Below are 19,924 nucleotides of genomic sequence, written 5' to 3'. Positions count from 1 at the left end.
TTGCCATGGTGGGCAACTCCTGTCGAATCAGTCCTCGGACAATGCCTGCCGGATGAGCGACTCGACGTCCATCGCGTCCAGCGCGTCGGCGGCCGCACTCTGGCCGACGTTGTCTGCTTGCTCCGGCACGGCGGTGTCGGACAGCGCGTCGTTCAGGTAGTCGGCGAGCGCGATGGGCGAGGGATAGTCGAAGACAACCGTGGTCGGAATGACAAGGCCTGTTTCGTAATTCAGCCGATTGCGGAGTTCCACCGCGCCGAGTGAGTCGAAGCCCATATCGGTGAAGGCGCGTTCCGGATCGACCGCGTCGGCCGACGGATAACGCAGCACACTCGCGACCTCGGCACAGACCAACCGCAGCAGCTCCAATCCCCGTTCAGCCCCGGGCAATTCGGCAAACCGCCGTTGGGCCGTTCGGGTCGTTGCCGTCTGCGCGGCGGCGGGAACGAGATCCGCGAGCACCGGCGAAAGCGGGATTCCCGAGGCGCGCAGCGCGGCCGGATCCAGCTTCAGCGGGATGACCATCGGTTCGACGGACGCGGCTGTCGCATCGAACAACCGCAGTCCGCTCTGCCGGTCCAGCTCCAGGAAGCCCACGCCGGTGAGTCGCGCCCGGTCGGCCGCCGCGAGATCCCGGGTCATCGCACTCGGCTGCTCCCACATGCCCCACGCCATCGACACCGCGGCGAGGCCACGCTCGCGCCGCCAGCTGGCCAGCGCGTCCAGAAAGGCGTTGGCTGCCGCGTAATTCGCCTGTCCCGGTGCGCCGATCGCGCCGGCCGCCGACGAGAACAAGACGAACGCGGCGAGGTCGAGGTCGGCCGTCAATTCGTGCAGGTGCCATGCCGCGTTTACCTTCGGGCGAAGCACTCGGTCCAGCCGCTCCACGGTGAGCGCGTCGACCACGCCGTCATCGATCACACCGGCCGCGTGCACGACCGCGCGCAGCCGATGTTCGGCGCGGACCTTCGCGATCAACGTCGCGAGCTGATCGCGATCGGCGACATCGCAGGCCGCGATGTCGACGGCAGCACCCGAATCACGCAGTTTGGCAGCGAGTTCCGACACCCCCTCCGCCTGTTCGCCGCGGCGGCTGACCAGTATCAGGCTGCGCACTCCGTGCTCGGCGACGAGATGTTCGGCGACGAGGGCGCCGAGTCCACTGGTGCCGCCCGTGATCAACACCGAGCCGTCGAGTTCGCGCCAGGGTGGTGGTCCGCCGGATGGTCGCAGCGGCCGTAGCCGTGGCACGAGCACCTTCCCGTCCCGCACCGCCAGCTGCGTGATCCCCCCGCGCACGGCCGTGACGACGGTATCGAATTCGCCGGGGTCCTCGACATCGGCGAGGACGAACCGATCCGGATGCTCGGTCTGGGCGCTGCGGACCAAGCCCCACACCGGGGCCACCCGCGGATCCACCACCGACCCGTCCTGGGGCGACACTGCGCCTCGGGTCCGGAAAACCAAGCGCGCTCCGGCGAACCGCCTGTCCGACAACCACTCCTGAACCAGACGCAGCGTATGGTGCGTGACCGCCGCGGTCTCGCTCGGCACGTCCGCGCTATCGATGGACGCCGATATGCCTGCCGCGGGGTCAACGAAGACCAGATCCGGGACGGGTGCACCAGCACCGATGTCCGAGAGCAGCGCCGCGAGGTCGGAGTATCGGCGTGCATCCAATGTCGGCAGCGCACCGATAACCGCGATCGCGGCGGGCTCGGGCGCTTGTGCGGGCTGGTCGATCGCGTGCCAGCGCCAACCGAACAACGAATCCGATGTCCCGGCGCGCGCTGCGGCGAGTTGGGACAGCGAAACCTTTCGTGCGAGTACCGATTCGACCGAAATCACCACGGTGCCCGACCCGTCGATCGCGGTCATCCGCACCGAATCCGTTCCGGCCGAGGACAATCGGACCAGCAACGAGGAGGCGGACCGCGTCGTCGGCTTGATCCTGACCCCGGACCACGCGAACGGCAACCACACGGTGCCGTCGTCGTCGGGTCGTTCCAGGAACGCGGCATGGAAGGCCGCGTCGAGAGTGCCTGGGTGCACCAGGAATTCGCCGGACCCGGTGTCGGTCGGCACGGCGTCGATCTCGGCGAAGATGTCGTCACCGTGCCGCCACGCCGCACGCAGCCCTTGGAACCGCGCCCCGTAGCCGAGGCCACGTTCGGCCAGCCGAGGATACAACTCGGCGATGTCGAGAGCGACCGCCCCTGGCGGCGGCCAGTCCGAATACTGTTGCACAGCAGCCGAATCAGCGCTCAGCGTCGCCACGGCATTGCGGATCCACCCGTCGCCGAGGTTGGCATGCAGGGTGAACGACCGCTGCCCGGCACCGGACACTTCGATGCGGGCCTGCACCGCTACGGCCCGATCGGGTGGGACCACCAGTGGCGCCTCCAGCGTCAATTCGGTCAGCACCGGCGTGCCCCATCGCCCACCGAGATGTGTCGCGATCTCGACGACGGCGGCGCCCGCGACCACGGTACTGCCGAAAACCGTGTGCTCGCACAGCCATGGTTGTGCGGACTGCGACCACTTGCCGACGAACAGCCACCCGGTCCCCGCCGCGAGTTCCAGCGCTCCGGCGAACAGTGGATGCTGGTCGGGGACCATGCCGGAGTCGACGGACACCGTGTCCACGGATTCTCGCTCGACCCAATACCGCTGCCGCTCGAACGGATACGTGGGTAGTTCGATGCGTTCGCCGCTGTCCGGCAAGCCCGCGGACCAGTCGACGGCCACGCCGCCGACATAGGCCCGTGCCAGTGCGTTCAGCAGGGTGACACCCTCTGATATGCGCGGCCGCATCGTCGGGACGACGACGGCGGACTGCCCGGAGTCGTCGAGATGCCCCCGGGCAAGCACGGACAACGCGCCGCCGGGACCGACTTCGAGGAACGTGTCGACCCGCGCGTCGGTGAGCCAGCCGAGACCGGCGCCGAATCGCACGGTATCCCGGACATGACGCACCCAGTACGCGGCGGTGCCGAACTCGTCGGACGGGGCGCCCGTCAGATTCGACACGACGGGTATCCGCGGACTGCCGACACTGATCCGCTTGGCGACATCGGCCAATTCGGCGAGCATCGGTTCCATGAGCGGCGAATGGAAGGCATGGCTGACGGTGAGCCGCTTGGTGCGCCTACCGGACGCCTGCCATCGTTCGGCGATCGCGACGACCTCGTCGTGCGCGCCCGAAAGTACCACCGCCGCAGGGCCGTTCACCGCCGCGATGGCAACGCGGGTGTCCGAAGCGGCGAGATCGGCACGGATCTCGTCCTCGGATGCCGCGACAGCGACCATTGCCCCGCCCGGCGGCAAGGCCTGCATGAGCCGGGCGCGCGAGGCCACGAGCAGGCACGCGTCCGACAGGTCGAGTACGCCGGATACGTGGGCGGCCGCGAGTTCACCGACGGAATGCCCGATCAGATAAGACGCTCGGATGCCGAAGGATTCGATGAGCCGATACAGCGCGACCTCCACGGCGAACAGCGCCGCCTGGGTGTAGCCGGTCTGATCGAGCAGCCCCGGTGTGCCCGTGCCCGCGATGATCTGGTCGAGCGGCTTGTCCAGGTGCCGATCGAGTTCGGCGTGCACCTCTCGATACGCGGCCTCGAAAACCGGGTAAAGCCTGGCCAATTCGGCACCCATACCCACGTATTGCGCGCCCTGCCCGGGAAACATCACCGCGATCGTGGACCTGCGGTCGAGACGAATACGTCCCTTGACGACCGAACCGGCGCTGTCACCGTCGGCCAATGCGGCGAGGGCGGTGCGCAATTCGGTGTCACCGGTGCCGATGATCGCGGCGCGGTGCTCCAGATGTGCTCGGGTTGTGGTGAGGGCGTTCGCGATATCAACGGAATCGTGGCCGGGGTGGGTGTCGAGCCAGGTGCGCAGCTGTGCGGCCTGCGCATCGATAGCTCCCGGGGTGCGCGCGGACAATGCCCACACGATCGGCGCTTCACCGCGCAGCTTCGGTGCGACCGGAATCGCTTGCCGCGGTGGCTCTTCGACGATGACGTGCGCGTTGGTGCCACTGATGCCGAAGGCGGAGACCGCGCCCCGACGCCGCCTGCCGGACGGGTCCGGCGGCCACGGCCTGGATTCGGTGAGCAAGGACACCGCACCGCTGCCCCAGTCCACCTTGCGAGTGGGCACATCGACGTGCAGGGTCTTCGGAAGTGTGTTGTGGCGCAAGGCCATAATGGTCTTGATGAGGCCGCCGACACCGGCGGCGGCCGAGGTGTGGCCGATATTCGACTTGATGGATCCCAGCCACAGTGGGCGCTCTGCCGATCGCCGACTGCCGTAGGTGGCGAGCAGCGCGTTGGCTTCGATCGGGTCGCCGAGTGTGGTTCCGGTGCCGTGCGCTTCGACCGTGTCGACGTCGGCGGGAGTGAGCCCGCCGTCTGCCAGGGCGGCCCGGATGACCCGCTCCTGAGACGGACCGTTGGGTGCGGTCAGGCCATTGCTCGCGCCATCGGAATTCACCGCCGACCCACGCAGTACCGCGTGCACATGATGGCCGTTGCGCCGCGCGTCGCCGAGTCGTTCCAGCAACAGCAGACCCATGCCTTCGGAAAAGCCGGTGCCGTCCGCCGCGTCGGCGAAGGATTTGCACCGACCGTCCGGCGCCAGCGCGCGCAGTCTGCTGAATTCCACATGCACCGAGGGGGTGGACATCACGGTGACCCCACCGACGACCGCGAGGGTGCTCTCACCGCGTCGCAACGACTGCGCGGCCAGGTGCACGGCCACCAGCGACGAGGAGCACGCGGTGTCGATACTGAGTGCCGGTCCGAGGAACCCGAAGGTGTACGCCACCCGGCCCGAGGCGACGCTGTCCATCATCCCGAGACCCCAGCGGCCGTCGAGACCGGCCGTCGGCTCCCGGGTCAGGTAGCAGTAGTCGCCGCTGCAGACACCGAGAAACACTCCGGTCGCGCTGCCGCGCAGGCCCGCTGGATCGATGCCGGCGCTTTCGAACAGCTCCCAGGTGCCCTCCAGCGGCAATCGGTGCTGCGGATCCATCGCCACCGCGTCGCGCGGGCTGATCCCGAAGAATGTCGGATCGAATTCCGCTGCTCCAGAAAGGAATCCGCCCTGGCGCGTGTAACTGGTACCGAGGTGAGCCGGGTCGGAGTTGTACAGATTCGCTACATCCCACCCACGATCTTCGGGGAAATCGCCGATGGCATCGCGACCTTCGGCGACCAACTCCCACAACTGATCCGGCGAGTGCACCTCACCTGGATAATGGCAGGCCATTCCGACCACCGCGATATCCGAATCCGCGGCATCGAGTGACTCCGAAATAGGCGCTGCCGCAGTTGATTCAGCGGATACGGTGCGATCCGGCATGATCCGGCCGAGCAGGTACTCGGCGACCGCGGCGGGATTCGGCTGGTCGAACAGCATCGTCAACGGCAGCTCGATGCCGCTGGCCCTTGACAACTGTTCGGTCAGCGCAAGGCCAGCCAAGGAGTTATACCCGTAATCGAGATAGGCCCGGTCCGGCACCACCTCGGTGGGTGCACAACCGAGCAATGACGCGGTCTCGGTGAGCACGAGATCGAGGCAGAGTTCATACCGGTCCGCCGGTGCCGCCGCCGAAACGCGTTGCGCGAAACCCGAACCCGAGGTGTCCGTCGTATCGGTCATGAGTGATCTTCTTTCCGGATTTCGCGCAAGCAACGCGGCCGTTGTTCACATCTCGACCAGATCGGGATTACGCTGACGATTCGGTTTCCGAGCGCTGATCGAGCAGGTAGGCGAGTTGTTGCCAGCCGCGCGAGTGCTGTCGCGCGAGTTTGGCAATACTTGGCGCACAGTGACTCGGAATGTTATGGACAACCGAGCCCCAATCGGCGCCATTGTCGAATGGGGTCTCCAGCCAGCGCAGCAGTTTGCGCCCGGCATCAGTGAAGCGGAGCGACGGATCTCCGCGCAACTGCCGCAGCACGTCCGCGGTGCTCGCCCATTGCACGGCCGAATCCGGCCCCACTGTGCGAGTGGGATTGTCGACGACATCGGATGTCGGTGCCGCATCATTGCCGGACCAGCGCGCGCCCTGGCGCAGCTCTTTGCGCACCTCCTTGGCCGTGGTGACCGAGATCCCCGCCGCCTGCGCCACCGCCCGCGCCGACAGGGTCCGGTCGGCGGTGAACAACTCGGCGGCACGCCGTCTACCCTGCGAGATGTCGGTTCGATGGAGCACGCCGTTGCGCGCTATGCGGCCGGTCGACTGAGGAATCTCCTCAGCCGACCTGGTGCGGATCGCCGCGACGGTCTTGGGCGAGATTCCGGCCACGGCGGCGATCGCCCGGTCCGACCATTGCGGATAGGACAAAAGGATACGAAGTGCCGCGGTCTTCCGATCGGCCAGCGAGAGTGGCAGGCCATGCTCGGCATTCAATTTCACTGCCAACACGAATGCCTCGGCCGTGCTGCCATCGAAGAGGACAGCGGATATGGTTGTGTCACCGCGGAGCTGGGCGGCCCGAATCCGGTGCACGCCGTCGATTACTTGCTTCGTAGGCCGGTGGACGACTATCGGCGGGAATCTGGTTGTCGACTCGGCGAGCATCCGAATATGACCGGAATTCTCGCCCGCCGTTCGTGGCGGGGAGTCCGACGGTAGCAGATTCGCGATGGGCAAATCCACTCTCGCGGAGCACAATCGCTCTATACCGGCCGAGCTGTAGACGAAGTTGTTTTCTGCCATGGGCACACCGAAATCCATGGGCACCGTCCTTTACTATACTGTCCGCGTAGGGCAGAATTTCTCAACCATCGCCCGGCAACCCCGTACACCGCCCCTCTATTTCACATTCGCCGCATGACAACATGCGGAAAGCGAAACAAAGGAATATCGTAAAACTTGACGACCATTCGGCTGGGCATCAAATAATACATCCGGTATTCAGCGGAATCAGCCGGATAACCATGCCTTCCCCAACAATACCTCGGGGCGAAGACTGACATTAGACACAGATAGTGGGGGCAGCTACCTTCTTGTGGTCCCGCTCGTTCTCGCTATGCCGCGTCCGCGCCGTAAGATCAAAACTCTTCAGCGTGCCATTCGCCATTACTCATCCCCTTCCCTCCATGAGGATTGGACCACACTTCGGCAATCGAGGCAACAAGCAAACGCAATCCGACACGCCCGGAATGATCATTCGACTAGCCGTAATAGCAATATCGCATAACAAAGCCGCGCCGGAGTCGGCGGCATTATTTACCGAGGATTAATGGCGAACTCCGGATTCAATAGGTACCGTGGGGGTTGTTCTTTCGCATTCGACGCGTATGGGGTGAGCGCGGCTCGGGCTACCGATCCGAAACCGCGTGGCACGCAACGCGATCGAGTCACCATCACGCCCCGCACCGGCGGCACCTCCAGCCGCCGCAGGATAGAACCGGTCCAAGTCGGCTGGTCTGCTAGCTGTGTCGAACCCGAGACAGACACGGCGGGGATCGGGCAGACTCCTACTACGAGAGGTCATAGTTCTTTGGTCGGGCGAAGACGGGTGGAGGATGAGGACGACGCCGAAACAGGTTCGTCGGGTGGATGCGCCGCCGAAGATGCCGATAAGCGAGGACATGGTCGAGGTCGACTATGTGTCGGCCTTCGAGTTGAGTGCCTCGGGGTCACGGGACACGCCCGAACTGTGGTCCCGTTTGGTGTTCGAACAAGCGCCCAAGCTCATGCGGGCACTGCTGCGGACGGGGTGGCGGATCATCCTCGGCCTGCGCTTGGGGCCGAGGTCGGCCGACCACGTGCTCGGCTGGCATATCGCCGATCGCGGACCGGATTTCGTTGTGCTCGAGTCACATTCGCGGATTCTCACAGCACAGAACATTGTGCTGACCACCGAATCGACGGTTACCTGGGCGACGCTGGTCCGCTTCGACCGCCGCCTCGCCCGCCTGGTCTGGGCCCTCATGAAACCCGGCCACAATATCGTCATCCCCTATCTACTCAGGCGTGCGGGCAGATCCGACCAGGCCGACTCCGGGTGATCACTCGACCAGGTCGAGGAACTCCCAGTGCGCCTCGGGTTGTGCACCGCTGAGCCACTTTCCGCAGTTCTGCAGGATCACCGGACCCGAGGTGATGTGCTGGGTGCCGGTGCCGAGATCCCGGAGGAACCGTTCGATCGGACCACGCCGGATCGCCGTCGTCGCCGCCCATCGGTGCACCGTCTGGCCGACGTCGTGCACGGTCCACGTCGTGTGGTTGAGTACCAGCCGGATCAGCGTCTCCTGCTCGGTGCTCAGCAACTCACCTGCGGCCAGGGTTTCCTCATGCCCCTGCCACACCTGCATCACCCATGCGCGTGCCGCGCGCAGCTTGGCTTCGGCAACCGCGTACTCGGCATGGAACTGCGCGGTGTCGACGGCGGCGTTGAACGTGCCGGACTTCTTCGAAGCGTAGAGCTTCAATTCGTCGAGCAGTCGCCGACCGACACCGAGTGCCCAGCCGGTGTGCACAATCGCGGACGTGTTCACCACACCGATGCGATAGACCGCGCCGCCGTTGGCGGGGACCATCGTCGTCGCGTGATATGTATGCGTCTGCGGGACATACACATCGGTGCAGTGATAGTCGATGCTGCTCGTCGCACGGAGTCCGAGCACATCCCAGTTGTCGACGAGAGTCACCTGCGATTTGGGCATCGTCAGTATCCGAGGCTCGCCGGTACCCTCGACCAGGATCGCACTGTGGATGTGCGTAGCCAGCGCCATACCTGAGGCGAACTGCCACTCCCCGCTCACCAGGTAGCCGTCGTCCACGGGGACAGCCCGGCCGGGGCGGGTGCCGTGGCCGGAAAGCAAGGCATGGTCACCCCCGGCGACATCCGGGAACAGCTCGGCCGCCGCCACGGCACCGAGATAGGCCGCGGTGGTGCCGGTCATCAGCTGCAACGCCATCATGGTCCATCCAGCGGAGGCGTCGTAGTAGCTGAGCCGCTCAGTCGTCTGAATCAACTGGCGCGGAGCGAATTCGTAACCGCCGAGATTCGCCGGCAGGCCGGCGCGGACGATCCCGGCGGCCAGCAACGACCGCGCGGTATCGTCGGTGAGCCTGCCGAGGTGGTCGGCCGCCGCCGCGTTCGCTTCGATGGACTCGCCGAGCGCGTCGATCCGTTCGAGCATCGCGGGGAATTCTTTGCTGATGTGTAGCCAAGCCGAGGATGTCATACGCTTCCTCCCAGGATTCGATATCGCATTGGGACACAGCGCGTTTGGTCACCTCGGGCGCCCCGCCGCGCCACTACCACTCTCCGCCGCGAACCCCTTCGGCGCAAAGAGCACAGTCGGCTCAGCGGAAACCGCCCAGCTGCGAACTGGGCGGCCGCGTTACCTCGATCTCGGCATCGGCCAGACCTTCGCCGCCTCGATTCGACTGGCGTCAGCGAACTTCGAGGACGACCTTCCCGACCGCACGCCGTTCATCCAGCTCCAGCAGAGCTTCCGCGGCATGCCGGAGCGGATAGGTCGAGCCGACGATGGTCTCGATCGCGCCGGACTCGAGGTGCGGTAGGAGCCGATCCCACTGTGTGCGCAGATATGCGGGTTCCAGCCACCACACCCGCCCGAAGGCCGACCCTCGAACGTCGATGTCGCGGTTGAGCAATCGGTTGACCTTGACGGTCGGTATCTCGCCACCGGTGAAGCCGAGAACCAGCAGCCTGCCTTCTGATTTGAGGCAGCGCAGCGAGTCGGTGAACCGATCCCCACCCACCGGATCGAGCACCATATCGACGCCGAGCCCGCCGGTCAGTCTGGCGACGCTATCGCGGAATCCATCGACCGCCACAACCTCATCGGCACCCGCCTTGCGCGCGATCTCGCCCTTCTCCGGCGTCGACACCACCGCGATCACCCGCGCACCCATCGCACGCGCCACTTGGATTCCCGCCGTTCCGACACCACCGGCAGCACCCTGGATCAGCACCGTCTCCCCCGGCCGCAGTCCACCACGACGAACGAACGCATAATCGACGGTGAGGTAGTTGATCGGCAACCCGGCACCGGCGCTGAACGAAACATGATCGGGCAGCGGAAACACAAGCCGAGCATCCACGGACAACAGCTCCGCGTAACCGCCGAACACCGGGATCGCGGCCACACGGTCCCCGGGCGCGAACCCGGTACCTTCCGCCGCAACCCGAACCACCCCCGCCACCTCATACCCGGGAACGAACGGCAGATCCGGTTTGAGCTGATACTCCCCCCGAGTGAGCAGCACATCAGGAAACGTCACCCCCGCAGCATGAACCTCGATCAACACCTCCCCCACACCCACCACCGGATCATCCACTTCGCGATACACCACCGCCGGTGGACCGTCCAGCCTCATGATTTGAACCGCGCGCATCCAACTCTCGCTCTCCCCCGCACCCACCCCTGGGCGCTACCGCCATTACCACCAAACAATACGGGCACGCGCAGCTCTTGCGCTCGGCGGCGTTCAGCCATTGGCTGGCGGCAGCGCAGGGTCAGCTGGGACAAACGTTGGCTGGCAGTCGATTTCGTGAAAGTCCGCTATCCGGCGGGGAAGACGAGGTCTGGGCTTCGGTAGTGGTCGACCGAGCCTGCGGCCCAGTGCACCTCCAGTTCGGAGTGGTATACATGGCCTGCGACCGGGTTCGCCAGATTGCCCGCACGGTGCGACTGGTACCCGCTGCCGCAGGGGGATGGGGTGTCGAAGACCGTGTGGTCGCCGTCGAGCAGTCGTACCACGACGTTGCATTCGGAGCCGTTGGCGAAGTTCGTGTCGGCCCAGTAGCTGGCTTCGTTGCCGGAATCTTCTTCCTTCACGCAGACCTGCGCATAGCCCGGACCACCACACTGCACCTGCCCGGGGAACGCCGCGGCCGAGCCCGCGCCGACCGTAGCCATACCGGCGGCCACTGCGGCACCGGCCAGCAACGCCGACCCGCGCGTCACGAAATGGGCGAGAACCAATTTCCTACCTCCTCGTGTCCCGGCGCGTTCGGCCGGAACCCCCACCATGCCAAAGCATGATCATTTCCGGGTAAGACGCCGATCACCAGAGAAACCGGCAGGCTCCAGCATGTCGAAACGCCTGAACCAGGTTCGCTCGCTACCCTTGGCCCGCGCTAACCGGCGCACTCGAATTCACGCGAGAGGATCTCACTGTGCGGCTTGGGTTTTCCGGCAGCGTTTTCGCCGCCGCCATCGGCGCTCTGGTCATTGCCGCCACGCCAGCGGCTGCCTTGGCCCAGTCCCCTGGATCCAACGACGGCTCCACCTGGAGTGGTCTCAACCATCCTGGCCGGACCGATCCCAGCGATCCGCACAACAACAAATGGAACTGCGACCGACACGGCAACTGGCACAACGACGAGCACGACGCCCACGGACATAAAGACCCTCGTTGCACGAAGTGGTGACCAGACAACAGACAACCATCCGCGCTGAGCTCACCGCCTTCGACGTCGGCTAAGTCCCCGCGAGGTCGCGCTCGGCCACTCGCGCCAGCATGCTCAGCACGAGCTCGCGCTGAGAACTTGGCACCCCGTCGAACGCGCGGGCCTCGGCGGCATCACGGGCAACGGCGAACTTGGCATAGACCCGCTTACCTGCGGCCGTGATGCGCGGGATCCGCACGCGTCGGTCCGTCGGCGCGACGGTGCGCGTGACGAGCTTCTGCTGTTCGAGGCGGTCGAGCACGCTGATCAGCGTCGATTTGTCGACGCACACGATGCGGCTGAGTTCGAGTTGGTTCGCCTGCTCCCCGTCGGCCAATGCCGCGAGGACGAGCCAGTCGCGCATGTCCTTCAACCCGATCTCGACCGCGGCGCCGTCGAGATGGCCTGCCATGCGCGCGTTCGCCGCGTGCAGCAGGAACGCGAGGTCGTTGGGACGGTTGTGCGGGTCGGCGGCCGGACCGTTCGCGGTGGCATCGGGCGGTCGTCGAGTCTCCATGACAGGCATGGTATCCGGTTCGGCAAGTTAGGCCAAGTTCATATCAGTTTACTCCAGATCATCTTGACTCAAACTATCTAGACTCGTAATGTTTGGGCCTGCCCGTGCGGTGACGTTGTGTCGAGCACGGGGCAGTCATCAGGTGAATCAGGAGAACCGCATGTCATCCGTACCTCGTCCACTCCAGATCTCGCGCGACATCGTCATCGCCGCACCGCCGTCCTCGGTGTTCTCGGTGCTCGCCGATCCGCACCGGCACGCCGATTTCGACGGGTCCGGCACCGTGCGCACCGTGGTCTCGGGACCGGACCGGCTGAGCATGGACGCCACCTTCAAGGCCGCCATGAAACTGTTCGGCGTGCGCTACCGAATCGTGAACACCGTCGTCGAATTCGAGGCGGATCGGCGCATCGCGTGGTGCCACCCCGGCAAGCACCGCTGGCGCTACGAACTCGAGCAGGTCGACGGCGGCACGCGGGTGACCGAGACCTTCGACCTGTCCACCTCACCGGTACGCGGACTACTCGTGCGCACGCCGTGGCCGCGCTGGAACGCCGAAGGCATCGAGAAAACTCTGCCAAGGCTCAAGACGCTGGTCGAAAACGCGGCCGTCACCTCGCACTCGTAACCAAGGAGAGCACAGTGCAATCCGCACCTCGTCCATTCCGGATCGATATTCCCGAAGCAGACCTCGCGGACCTGGCCCAGCGCCTGGACCACACGCGATGGCCCGATGAATTACCCGGGGCCGGTTGGTCTTACGGCGTCAGTAAGGGGTGGCTGCGGGATCTGGCCCACTACTGGCGCAACGGCTACGACTGGCGGGCGCACGAAGCCGCGCTGAACGCGCACCCACAGTTCACCATCGATATCGATGGGCAGAACATCCACTTCCTGCACGTCCGCTCCCCAGAGCCGGACGCGACACCGCTGATCATCACGCACGGCTGGCCGAGCACGATCGCCGACTTCCAGGCGATCCTCGGACCGCTGAGCGATCCCCGCGCACACGGCGGCGACCCGGCCGACGCCTTTCACCTCGTCGTCCCTTCGCTGCCCGGATACGCCTTCTCCGGACCGACCCGCGAACGCGGCTGGGGAATCAACCGCACCGCCCGCGCCTTGGCCGAGTTGATGAGCAATCTGGGGTATCAGCGCTATGCGGTCCAGGGTGGGGATTTCGGCAGTCTCATCGCACCGGAGCTTGGCCGGGTTGCCGGCGAACGGGTGATCGGAATCCATGTCAACGCACTGGCTTTCGCCGCTTGGCCGATGACCTCCGAGGAGCGCGAGCTGCTCAGCGAAGCGGACCGTGAGCGGGCGCGCGACCGCGAGCGCTGGTGGTACGGGCGGTCGGGCTACATGCACGAGATGGGCACCCGCCCGCAGACGATCGCCTACGCGCTCAACGACTCTCCGGTCGGACAGCTGGCCTGGAACCTGGAGTGGTTCGTCGACTACGACCCCACGCAGACCGAACAAAGCCCCGTCGATCGGGACGCGATCCTGACCAATGTCACCATCTTCTGGCTGACCGCAACCGCGGGTTCGGCGGCGCGGCTCTATTTCGAGGTCGGACCCGAGTTGCAGGGCGGACGGCCGGCCTCGTCGGGGGTTCCTACCGCGGTGGCGAACTTCCCCGGGGACAACGCTATTCAGGATCTGGCGCGGCTGTCCAATACGGTCACGCGCTGGCGCGAGTACGACCGCGGCGGGCACTTCCCCGCGTTGCAGGCGCCGCAGGAGCTGGTCTCCGATATCCGGGAGTTCTTCCGCTCCCTGCCTGGCACGCTGTGACTCCCGAATCGTCCAGCCGCAGAAAGGAATCGCTTGTGCAGGTCGGCATCGGACTTCCGAATCAGGTCCGCAATCTCACCGCGTCGATCATCCCGCGCTGGGCGGCGCGGGCCGAGGAGGCGGGGTTTTCCACCCTCGCCACCACCGGACGCTTCGCGTACCCAGGCGTGAGTGACACCGTCGCGCTGGCGGCCGCGGCCGGGGCGACCACGACTATCGGACTGCTCAGTGCGGTCCTGCTTGCCCCGACGTGGCCAAGTGCCTTGCTGGCCAAGGAAATCGCGGGGATCGACGGTGTCTCCGGTGGCCGCCTCACCCTCGGCGTCGGGGTCGGGTCGCGTGAGGACGAATTCAGTGTGCCCGGACACGGCCTCCACGGTCGCGGTGCGCGCTTGGCATCCGATCTGGCGACCTACCGCGACGTATGGGGTGGCGAGCCGGTCGGCAACGGACCGAATCCGGCTGTGCCATCGCGAACTCGACAAGTCCCCATGCTGTTCGGCGGCTACTCCACTGCCACGCTGAACCGGATGGTCCGCTGGGGCGAGGGCTATATCGGCGGTTCGCTGCCGCCAGCCATGACGGCGCCCAGCTTCGCGGCGGCGAAACGAGCCTGGCAGCAGGCAGGTCGTCGGGGAGCCCCGAAACTCGTCGTACTCAACTACTTCGCACTGGGTGACACTGAGACCGGCCAGGCGAACATCCGGGACTTCTACCGGCTGGCCCCCGAATCCATCGCCGATAACGCCGTGCTCTGCACCACCCCGACCATGATCAAACAATCCATCGCCGACTACACCGACCTCGGTATCGACGAGATCATCTTCGTCCCCGCCACAGACGATCTCGACGAGGTCACCCGGCTCGCCGATATCGTCACCTGAACGGGTCGAAGTCGTTGCGGCGCTTATCGAATGCGCCGAGCCCCCATGAGCGAGCCGCCGACTGAACCGTCGGCGGCTGGCCGTCTTGATCCCCAGTCGTGACCAGAGCGATGTGGACACAGCATCATTCGTTCGAGCCCAATATGCTGACACCTGTGTTTGAGCACTGGCGTAGTCGAGCTGCCCTCATCCTCACGGCGATGGTGCTGATCATCGCGGCCGGAGATCGTCTGGCGATAGCGTCCCCGGACACTGCGCCCGGCGGGGTGGCCGGGGTGGCGGTGCCGAAGCTTTCCTGGGTCGACTGCGGGGATCCCGGGTATCAGTGCGCGACAGCGGACGTGCCGCTCGACTATCACCATCTGGCGGCCGGGACGATTTCCCTGGCGGTGCGCCGGCATGTGGCCGGTGATCAGGCGCGGCGGATCGGATCCTTGTTCGTGAATCCCGGGGGGCCAGGGGGTTCCGGTGCCGGGTTCGTTTCCAGTGTGGTCAAGACGATGCCTGCGGAGATCGCGGCGCGGTTCGATGTGGTGGGGTTCGATCCACGTGGGGTGGGCAAGAGCCGCGGGGTCAAGTGCTGGACGGCCGACGAGATGCAACGCGAGTGGGCACAGGTGCCCGCGCAATGGCGGCCAGGGGCTTTCGAGCGCGGACAGGACTCGGCCGCGCGGTTCGACGCGGCATGTCAGGCGCGCAGTGGGGACCTATTGCCTTATATCGGAACCGAATTCGTGGCCAGGGATATGGATCTGCTGCGGGCCGCGGTCGGGGACGACGAAATCAGTTATCTCGGAGTGTCTTTCGGGACCATGATCGGGGCGGTCTACGCCAACCTGTTCCCGCGCCGAATTCGGGCATCGGTGCTGGACGGGGCCTACAACCCCGAGACCTATGCCAACGACCCCTACACCTATGACTACGGCCAATACCGGGACCTGGAGGGCGCGTTCAACCGATTCCTCGGCTGGTGTGCGGACGATCGAACGGCATGCCAGTTCGGCGATCCGGCGCGGGGCGGACCCTCGGCCGCCTTCGACGCCCTCGTCTCCGATCTCACCGACAACCCGGTGCGCGACGAGAGCGGTCAGGTCCTCGCCAACGGAGCGTCGCTCGTCTACGGAATCATGATGCAGCTCAACGGCGGTCGCGCGGTATGGCCCGCCATCGCCGACTCGCTCCGGCAAGCCGCCGAACACCGCGACGGACCCGCACTGCGCCCGGTGGGCCGTTACGCCGAATTCTTCGCCGCCAATGTGGCGGTCGAATGCGCCGACCGCGTATACCCGCCCTCAGCACTGGAACTCCAAGCGCGCCTTGCCCTCGACGTCACCGCCGCCCCACGCATGGGCCCGGTCGCCGCCTGGGGACCACCCGGCTACGACCATTCCCACGCCAATGCCTGTCAACGCTGGCCCGCACCCCGAGCCAGCCGCTATGCGGGTCCGTGGTCTGCCGCCGGATCGTCCCCGATCCTCGTAGTCGGCACGACCGGCGACCCCGACACGCCCTACCAGGACGCGGTCGCCTTGGCAGGCATGCTGGAAAACGGCCGCCTCCTCACCGTCAACGGAGAGGGCCACTCGGGCTTCGGCCACAGCCAGTGCGCCCGCGACACCGAAACGACCTATCTGATCGAATCCGCCACCCCACCAACCGGAACCACCTGCGCAGGCAATACCGACTGAATACCGCGACCCGGAATGCGACGCCTCGATAATAGGTGTCCGTGAAGATCATCCTGCCGGTGCCGCGGACCGAGGGTGCGGCCGCGTTACAGCTGCGCCCATGGCGGTTCGACGACCTGCCCTCTTTGCTTGCGGCGCACCGTGATCCGGGTCTGCGACGCTGGCTCGCCAGTCCCCTGGTCGACGAAACCGATGCCCGGACATGGATGGGCGCCCAAGCCGACGGCTGGATTGATGCCACACGATTCAGTTTCGCTGTCGTCACCGCTAACGATGATCATTCGCTCGTCGGCCATGTGGTGGTGAAGATGGCCACGCCCGGGGTGGCCGAAGTCGGGTATTGGACCGCAGCTCACGCCCGCGGCCGTGGTATCGCCGCCCGTGCTCTCGATGCTGCGTCTCGATGGGCGCTGGCTGAACAGGACATCGTCCAACTGAACCGGCTGGAGCTGCTGCACGCACAGGACAACCACGCCTCCTGTCGGGTGGCGAACAAGTGCGGTTACACCCTGAGGGACCTGCTCCCCGCCGCACCTCCCGCCTTCCCTAGCGATGGGCACCGACACGTGCGCAAAGCCGGTGAGAAGCCGGTCTAACGGGTGAAGGTGTCGCTGTTGGTCAGGACCGCGTGGGCCCACGGGAGGGTGAGGAGTTCAGGTGGGGCGCCGGGGCGCGGCGGTTTGACGGCCTGGTCGGAGACCAGATGCCACACGGTGTGCAGATTTCCGTCACGCAGCAGACCGGTGAAGGAGCAGATGGCGAGGATATCGCCCGCGGCGACGAACGAGAATTGGACGCATGGGCCGATGTGCAGCCCCTGAATCGGGACTGCGGTGCCCGCGAAAGCACTGTCACCCAGCGCAGTTTCGAAAGTGCCACGCAGAGTGCCGTCGCCGTCGTCAGTGATGGTCAGGCGCGAACCGTATTCGTTGCGCCACAGTCCCTTCCAATCGATTTCCGCCATGTCCGCAGCATACCCAGGAAGACGATAGACGGGACCGGCCACTCACAGCCGAGCATTGCGGACCGTGACGGCCATCCGACGCAGCCTGCCGCGCAGCAGACTGTCCGTGTTGGGCGTCAGAGTCAGGCCGACAGTGTCGGCGATACGGTCGGCTACTGCCGCCACCGTGGTGGTGTCGGTCCGAATGTGTTCGGCGAATTCGGGTTTACTCAACTGGTCGAGGCAGTAGTCGAGCTTGTCCACGGCGAACTGTTCGCGGCGAAGTAGTAGATCGCCCTTGCCGATATGGCGCAGGACAGGCGCGAAACCGAGTCCACGATCACTGAGACGATTCAGCACCGTTTCCCGCTCGGCCAGCAACGCGAAATGACGGACATTGTGCCCCGCCTCGCGCAACCGCCCCACTGTCTCGGCGAAGTATCGAGGTTCGACCACCGTCATCGGTGCGATCACCACCCCGTGGTGCTTACGCAGCACGTGATCGAGGACTTCGTACACCCCTTCCCGCCAGCTGGGATAGCTCTGGAAGTCGGCACGCAGACCCGACGGCATCATCCGATGCAGACCGAACCCCACCTGTTCGGGATCACAGATGACACTTCCGGGAAGCCGCCGACGCAGCTCGTGCGCGGTCTGGGTCTTTCCTCCGCCGAAGGGCCCATTGATCCAAATCAGCATGGCCACAACCCTATCTCCGATACCAGCGCGCCCCGGCGGCCTGGATTCCCGCCTGGAAGTCACCGACCGTCTCCCGGGTAACAGCCTCTACCGGTTACCGGGGGACTTTCGGCAGTCTGTGGGGCGATCTGGTTGTCCGGCAACAGGTCTCGCGACACACGGCTCTCGGCCGTATCAGTGTGGGGTCGTTGGCACCGTCCACGTGGAGTGGCCGGACGATGTCGATCACCGGTCGCCGCTGGCCTCCCGCCCGTCGCCGTCGCCGGCCGGGTCCATACCTGCGACCGCGGGGGCGAGAGGGGGTTCGAGGTGGCTCCACGGTTGGGCTTGTTCGAGTTGGGCGGCGAGTTGCAGGAGTAGGAATTCGGAGCCGAGCGGGCCGACGAATTGGGTGCCCAAGGGGAGACCGTCGGCGGTGTGGTGCAGCGGCACGCTCATGGCCGGGCGGCCGGTGACGTTGGCGAGTTGGGTGAACGGGACCGGGGCCAGGTTGGTGAGGACGAGGTCGCGGTAGGTCGGGGTGCGCGTGATCGCCGTGCCAGCACGGAGTTCCAGCAGCATGGCCATGATCTTCTCCACGGCCGCGGGTGGTTTGGTCTGGCCGATGCGCAGCGGCGGCTCGGCGAGTGTTGGCGTGAGCAGCAGGTCATAGGTGCCGTGGAATTCGCTGAGCGCGCGAGTGTAGGTATTCCACCGACCATGGGCCTCGATCAGCGCCGTGGCGGAGTGTGCGCGCCCGGCGGCGGCGACCACGCGGGTGATCAGATCGAAGTCGGATTCGCTTGCGCCGCTGACCTTTCGGGCATGGGCGAGCCTGGCGGCGAGGTTGGCGGTCCACACCGTCATGAAGTCGTGCGCCATCTGCCTGCTGTCCATGCGCGGCGCGGCGACCTCGACGTGATGGCCCAGCTGTGCCAGCAGCGCCGCGGTCGCCTCGACCGCGCGCACCGCCTCGGCGTGCACCGGTGCGCCCAGGGGGGATTCGTGGGTGAATCCGATGCGAAGTCGACGCGGTGGCGTATGCACCGCCGCCGCGTAGGACTGAGCGGACCGGTCCGCCAGATAGGGGCCACCGGGATCGGGCTCGCTGAGGAGGTCGAGCATCACCGCCGAATCGCGGACACTGCGCGACAGCACACCGGCGGTGGCGGCGCCGAAGATATTCTCGGCGAAGTCCGGACCCGCCGGGACCAGGCCGCGCCCTGGCTTGAGACCGAACAGCCCGGTGCACGCCGCCGGGATACGGATCGAGCCGCCACCGTCACTGGCACCGGCCATCGGCACGATCCCCGCCGCGACCGCGGCACCCGAGCCACCGGAGGAACCACCCGGAGTGTGGTCGAGATTCCACGGATTGCGCGTCGCACCGTAAGTCCGGGTTTCGGTGACCGCGACGGCGCCGAACTCGGGCGTTGTGGTCTTGCCGAAGATCACTAAACCGGCGTCGATCCACCGCTGCACCACCGTGCTGTTGTTGTCGGCCTTCACTTTTCGCAATGGACCGGTACCCGACGCCGTGGGATAGCCCGCGAAATCTTGTCCGAGATCTTTGAGCAAGAACGGCACGCCGGCGAACGGTCCTTCGTTCGGTCGTGCGGCCGCCGCCTGCCCGGCCTCGTCCATCCGCAGGCTGATCGCGTTGATCTCAGGGTTGACCTGTGCACAGCGAGCCGACGCGACCTCCAGCAGTTCCGTCGGGCGCACCTCCCCCTTGGCCACCAACTCGGCCAGACCGACCGCGTCATAGGTCCGATATTCGTTGTACCGCATAAACTTCCCTTTCGGCCGTGACCACCAGCATCGGCAATATCGCTGACGAGTTCGTGGGGTCGAGCACCGACATCATGCACCCCGTCCGTTGTCGCGTCATGTTCGGCGGGCTGTTGTCGGCCGCTCGACTGGCTGAGATCAACCAGTTGGCGAACTGATTCCTCCCCATGGCCGGT

Annotated in this window: 17 protein-coding genes; 8 read left to right on the top strand and 9 right to left on the bottom strand. The window is 65.9% G+C overall.

The window, feature by feature from the left end:
* Positions 1-27: 27 nt before the first annotated feature.
* Together OG203_RS43985 and OG203_RS43980 are read right to left on the bottom strand one after the other, a co-directional pair.
* A complete protein-coding gene (locus OG203_RS43985; RefSeq protein ID WP_405163124.1) occupies positions 28-5,670 on the bottom strand; it encodes a type I polyketide synthase in 5,643 nt (1,880 codons plus the stop codon).
* 67 nt (positions 5,671-5,737) lie between these two features.
* Positions 5,738-6,733 (bottom strand): ParB/RepB/Spo0J family partition protein, encoded by a 996-nt coding sequence (locus tag OG203_RS43980; protein WP_405163123.1) that lies wholly within the window; start codon positions 6,731-6,733, stop codon positions 5,738-5,740.
* An 842-nt stretch (positions 6,734-7,575) separates the two neighbouring features.
* On the opposite strand from OG203_RS43980, the gene OG203_RS43975 reads away from it, so the two are divergent.
* Entirely contained in the window at positions 7,576-8,031 is a 456-nt protein-coding gene (locus OG203_RS43975) for a DUF2867 domain-containing protein (protein ID WP_405163122.1), read from the top strand.
* On the opposite strand, the gene OG203_RS43970 is transcribed toward OG203_RS43975, so the two are convergent.
* The 3 genes from OG203_RS43970 to OG203_RS43960 form a co-directional block, all read right to left on the bottom strand.
* Positions 8,032-9,213: an acyl-CoA dehydrogenase gene (locus OG203_RS43970; RefSeq protein WP_405163121.1), complete on the bottom strand. Its 1,182-nt coding sequence runs from the start codon at positions 9,211-9,213 to the stop codon at positions 8,032-8,034.
* A gap of 211 nt (positions 9,214-9,424) precedes the next feature.
* Positions 9,425-10,393 carry an NADPH:quinone oxidoreductase family protein gene (locus OG203_RS43965; RefSeq protein WP_405163120.1) on the bottom strand — a complete coding sequence of 323 codons (969 nt, stop codon included), beginning with the start codon at positions 10,391-10,393 and terminating at the stop codon, positions 9,425-9,427.
* 167 nt (positions 10,394-10,560) lie between these two features.
* A complete protein-coding gene (locus OG203_RS43960; RefSeq protein WP_405163119.1) occupies positions 10,561-10,983 on the bottom strand; it encodes a hypothetical protein in 423 nt (140 codons plus the stop codon).
* A gap of 194 nt (positions 10,984-11,177) precedes the next feature.
* Between OG203_RS43960 and OG203_RS43955 the strand changes: the two genes are divergently transcribed.
* Complete coding sequence (locus tag OG203_RS43955; RefSeq protein WP_405163118.1) at positions 11,178-11,432, top strand: hypothetical protein; 255 nt, start codon at positions 11,178-11,180, stop codon at positions 11,430-11,432.
* A 49-nt stretch (positions 11,433-11,481) separates the two neighbouring features.
* Here the strand turns inward: OG203_RS43955 and OG203_RS43950 are convergent, their stop codons facing one another.
* Entirely contained in the window at positions 11,482-11,967 is a 486-nt protein-coding gene (locus OG203_RS43950; RefSeq protein WP_405163117.1) for a MarR family winged helix-turn-helix transcriptional regulator, read from the bottom strand.
* Positions 11,968-12,127: 160 nt separating this feature from the next.
* Between OG203_RS43950 and OG203_RS43945 the strand changes: the two genes are divergently transcribed.
* The 5 genes from OG203_RS43945 to OG203_RS43925 all read left to right on the top strand — a co-directional run bounded on the left by OG203_RS43945 (position 12,128) and on the right by OG203_RS43925 (position 16,932).
* Positions 12,128-12,595: an SRPBCC family protein gene (locus tag OG203_RS43945; RefSeq protein ID WP_405163116.1), complete on the top strand. Its 468-nt coding sequence runs from the start codon at positions 12,128-12,130 to the stop codon at positions 12,593-12,595.
* Positions 12,596-12,609: 14 nt separating this feature from the next.
* Positions 12,610-13,764 carry an epoxide hydrolase family protein gene (locus OG203_RS43940; protein ID WP_405163115.1) on the top strand — a complete coding sequence of 385 codons (1,155 nt, stop codon included), beginning with the start codon at positions 12,610-12,612 and terminating at the stop codon, positions 13,762-13,764.
* 35 nt (positions 13,765-13,799) lie between these two features.
* The gene (locus OG203_RS43935; RefSeq protein WP_405163114.1) at positions 13,800-14,648 is read left to right on the top strand and encodes an LLM class flavin-dependent oxidoreductase; all 849 of its coding nucleotides are present in this window, start codon (positions 13,800-13,802) and stop codon (positions 14,646-14,648) included.
* 155 nt (positions 14,649-14,803) lie between these two features.
* On the top strand, positions 14,804-16,336 hold the full coding sequence (locus OG203_RS43930) for an alpha/beta fold hydrolase (protein ID WP_405163113.1): 1,533 nt from the start codon (positions 14,804-14,806) through the stop codon (positions 16,334-16,336).
* 41 nt (positions 16,337-16,377) lie between these two features.
* Entirely contained in the window at positions 16,378-16,932 is a 555-nt protein-coding gene (locus OG203_RS43925; RefSeq protein ID WP_405163112.1) for a GNAT family N-acetyltransferase, read from the top strand.
* On the opposite strand, the gene OG203_RS43920 is transcribed toward OG203_RS43925, so the two are convergent.
* The 3 genes from OG203_RS43920 to OG203_RS43910 form a co-directional block, all read right to left on the bottom strand.
* Positions 16,929-17,300: an avidin/streptavidin family protein gene (locus OG203_RS43920; protein ID WP_405163111.1), complete on the bottom strand. Its 372-nt coding sequence runs from the start codon at positions 17,298-17,300 to the stop codon at positions 16,929-16,931. The two genes, OG203_RS43925 and OG203_RS43920, sit on opposite strands and share 4 nt — an antisense overlap.
* A 42-nt stretch (positions 17,301-17,342) precedes the next feature.
* Positions 17,343-17,978 (bottom strand): AAA family ATPase, encoded by a 636-nt coding sequence (locus tag OG203_RS43915; protein ID WP_405163110.1) that lies wholly within the window; start codon positions 17,976-17,978, stop codon positions 17,343-17,345.
* A gap of 225 nt (positions 17,979-18,203) precedes the next feature.
* A complete protein-coding gene (locus OG203_RS43910; protein WP_405163109.1) occupies positions 18,204-19,748 on the bottom strand; it encodes an amidase in 1,545 nt (514 codons plus the stop codon).
* A 17-nt stretch (positions 19,749-19,765) separates the two neighbouring features.
* Here OG203_RS43910 and OG203_RS43905 point away from each other — a divergent pair, with 17 nt between their 5' ends.
* Positions 19,766-19,906 carry a hypothetical protein gene (locus OG203_RS43905; RefSeq protein WP_405163108.1) on the top strand — a complete coding sequence of 47 codons (141 nt, stop codon included), beginning with the start codon at positions 19,766-19,768 and terminating at the stop codon, positions 19,904-19,906.
* Positions 19,907-19,924: the final 18 nt, after the last annotated feature.

It is taken from the genome of Nocardia sp. NBC_01499, assembly GCF_045040275.1.
GTDB lineage: Bacteria > Actinomycetota > Actinomycetes > Mycobacteriales > Mycobacteriaceae > Nocardia.
The sequence above is the reverse complement of the archived record's forward strand: the minus strand, read 5'-3'. Positions and strand labels throughout refer to the sequence as shown.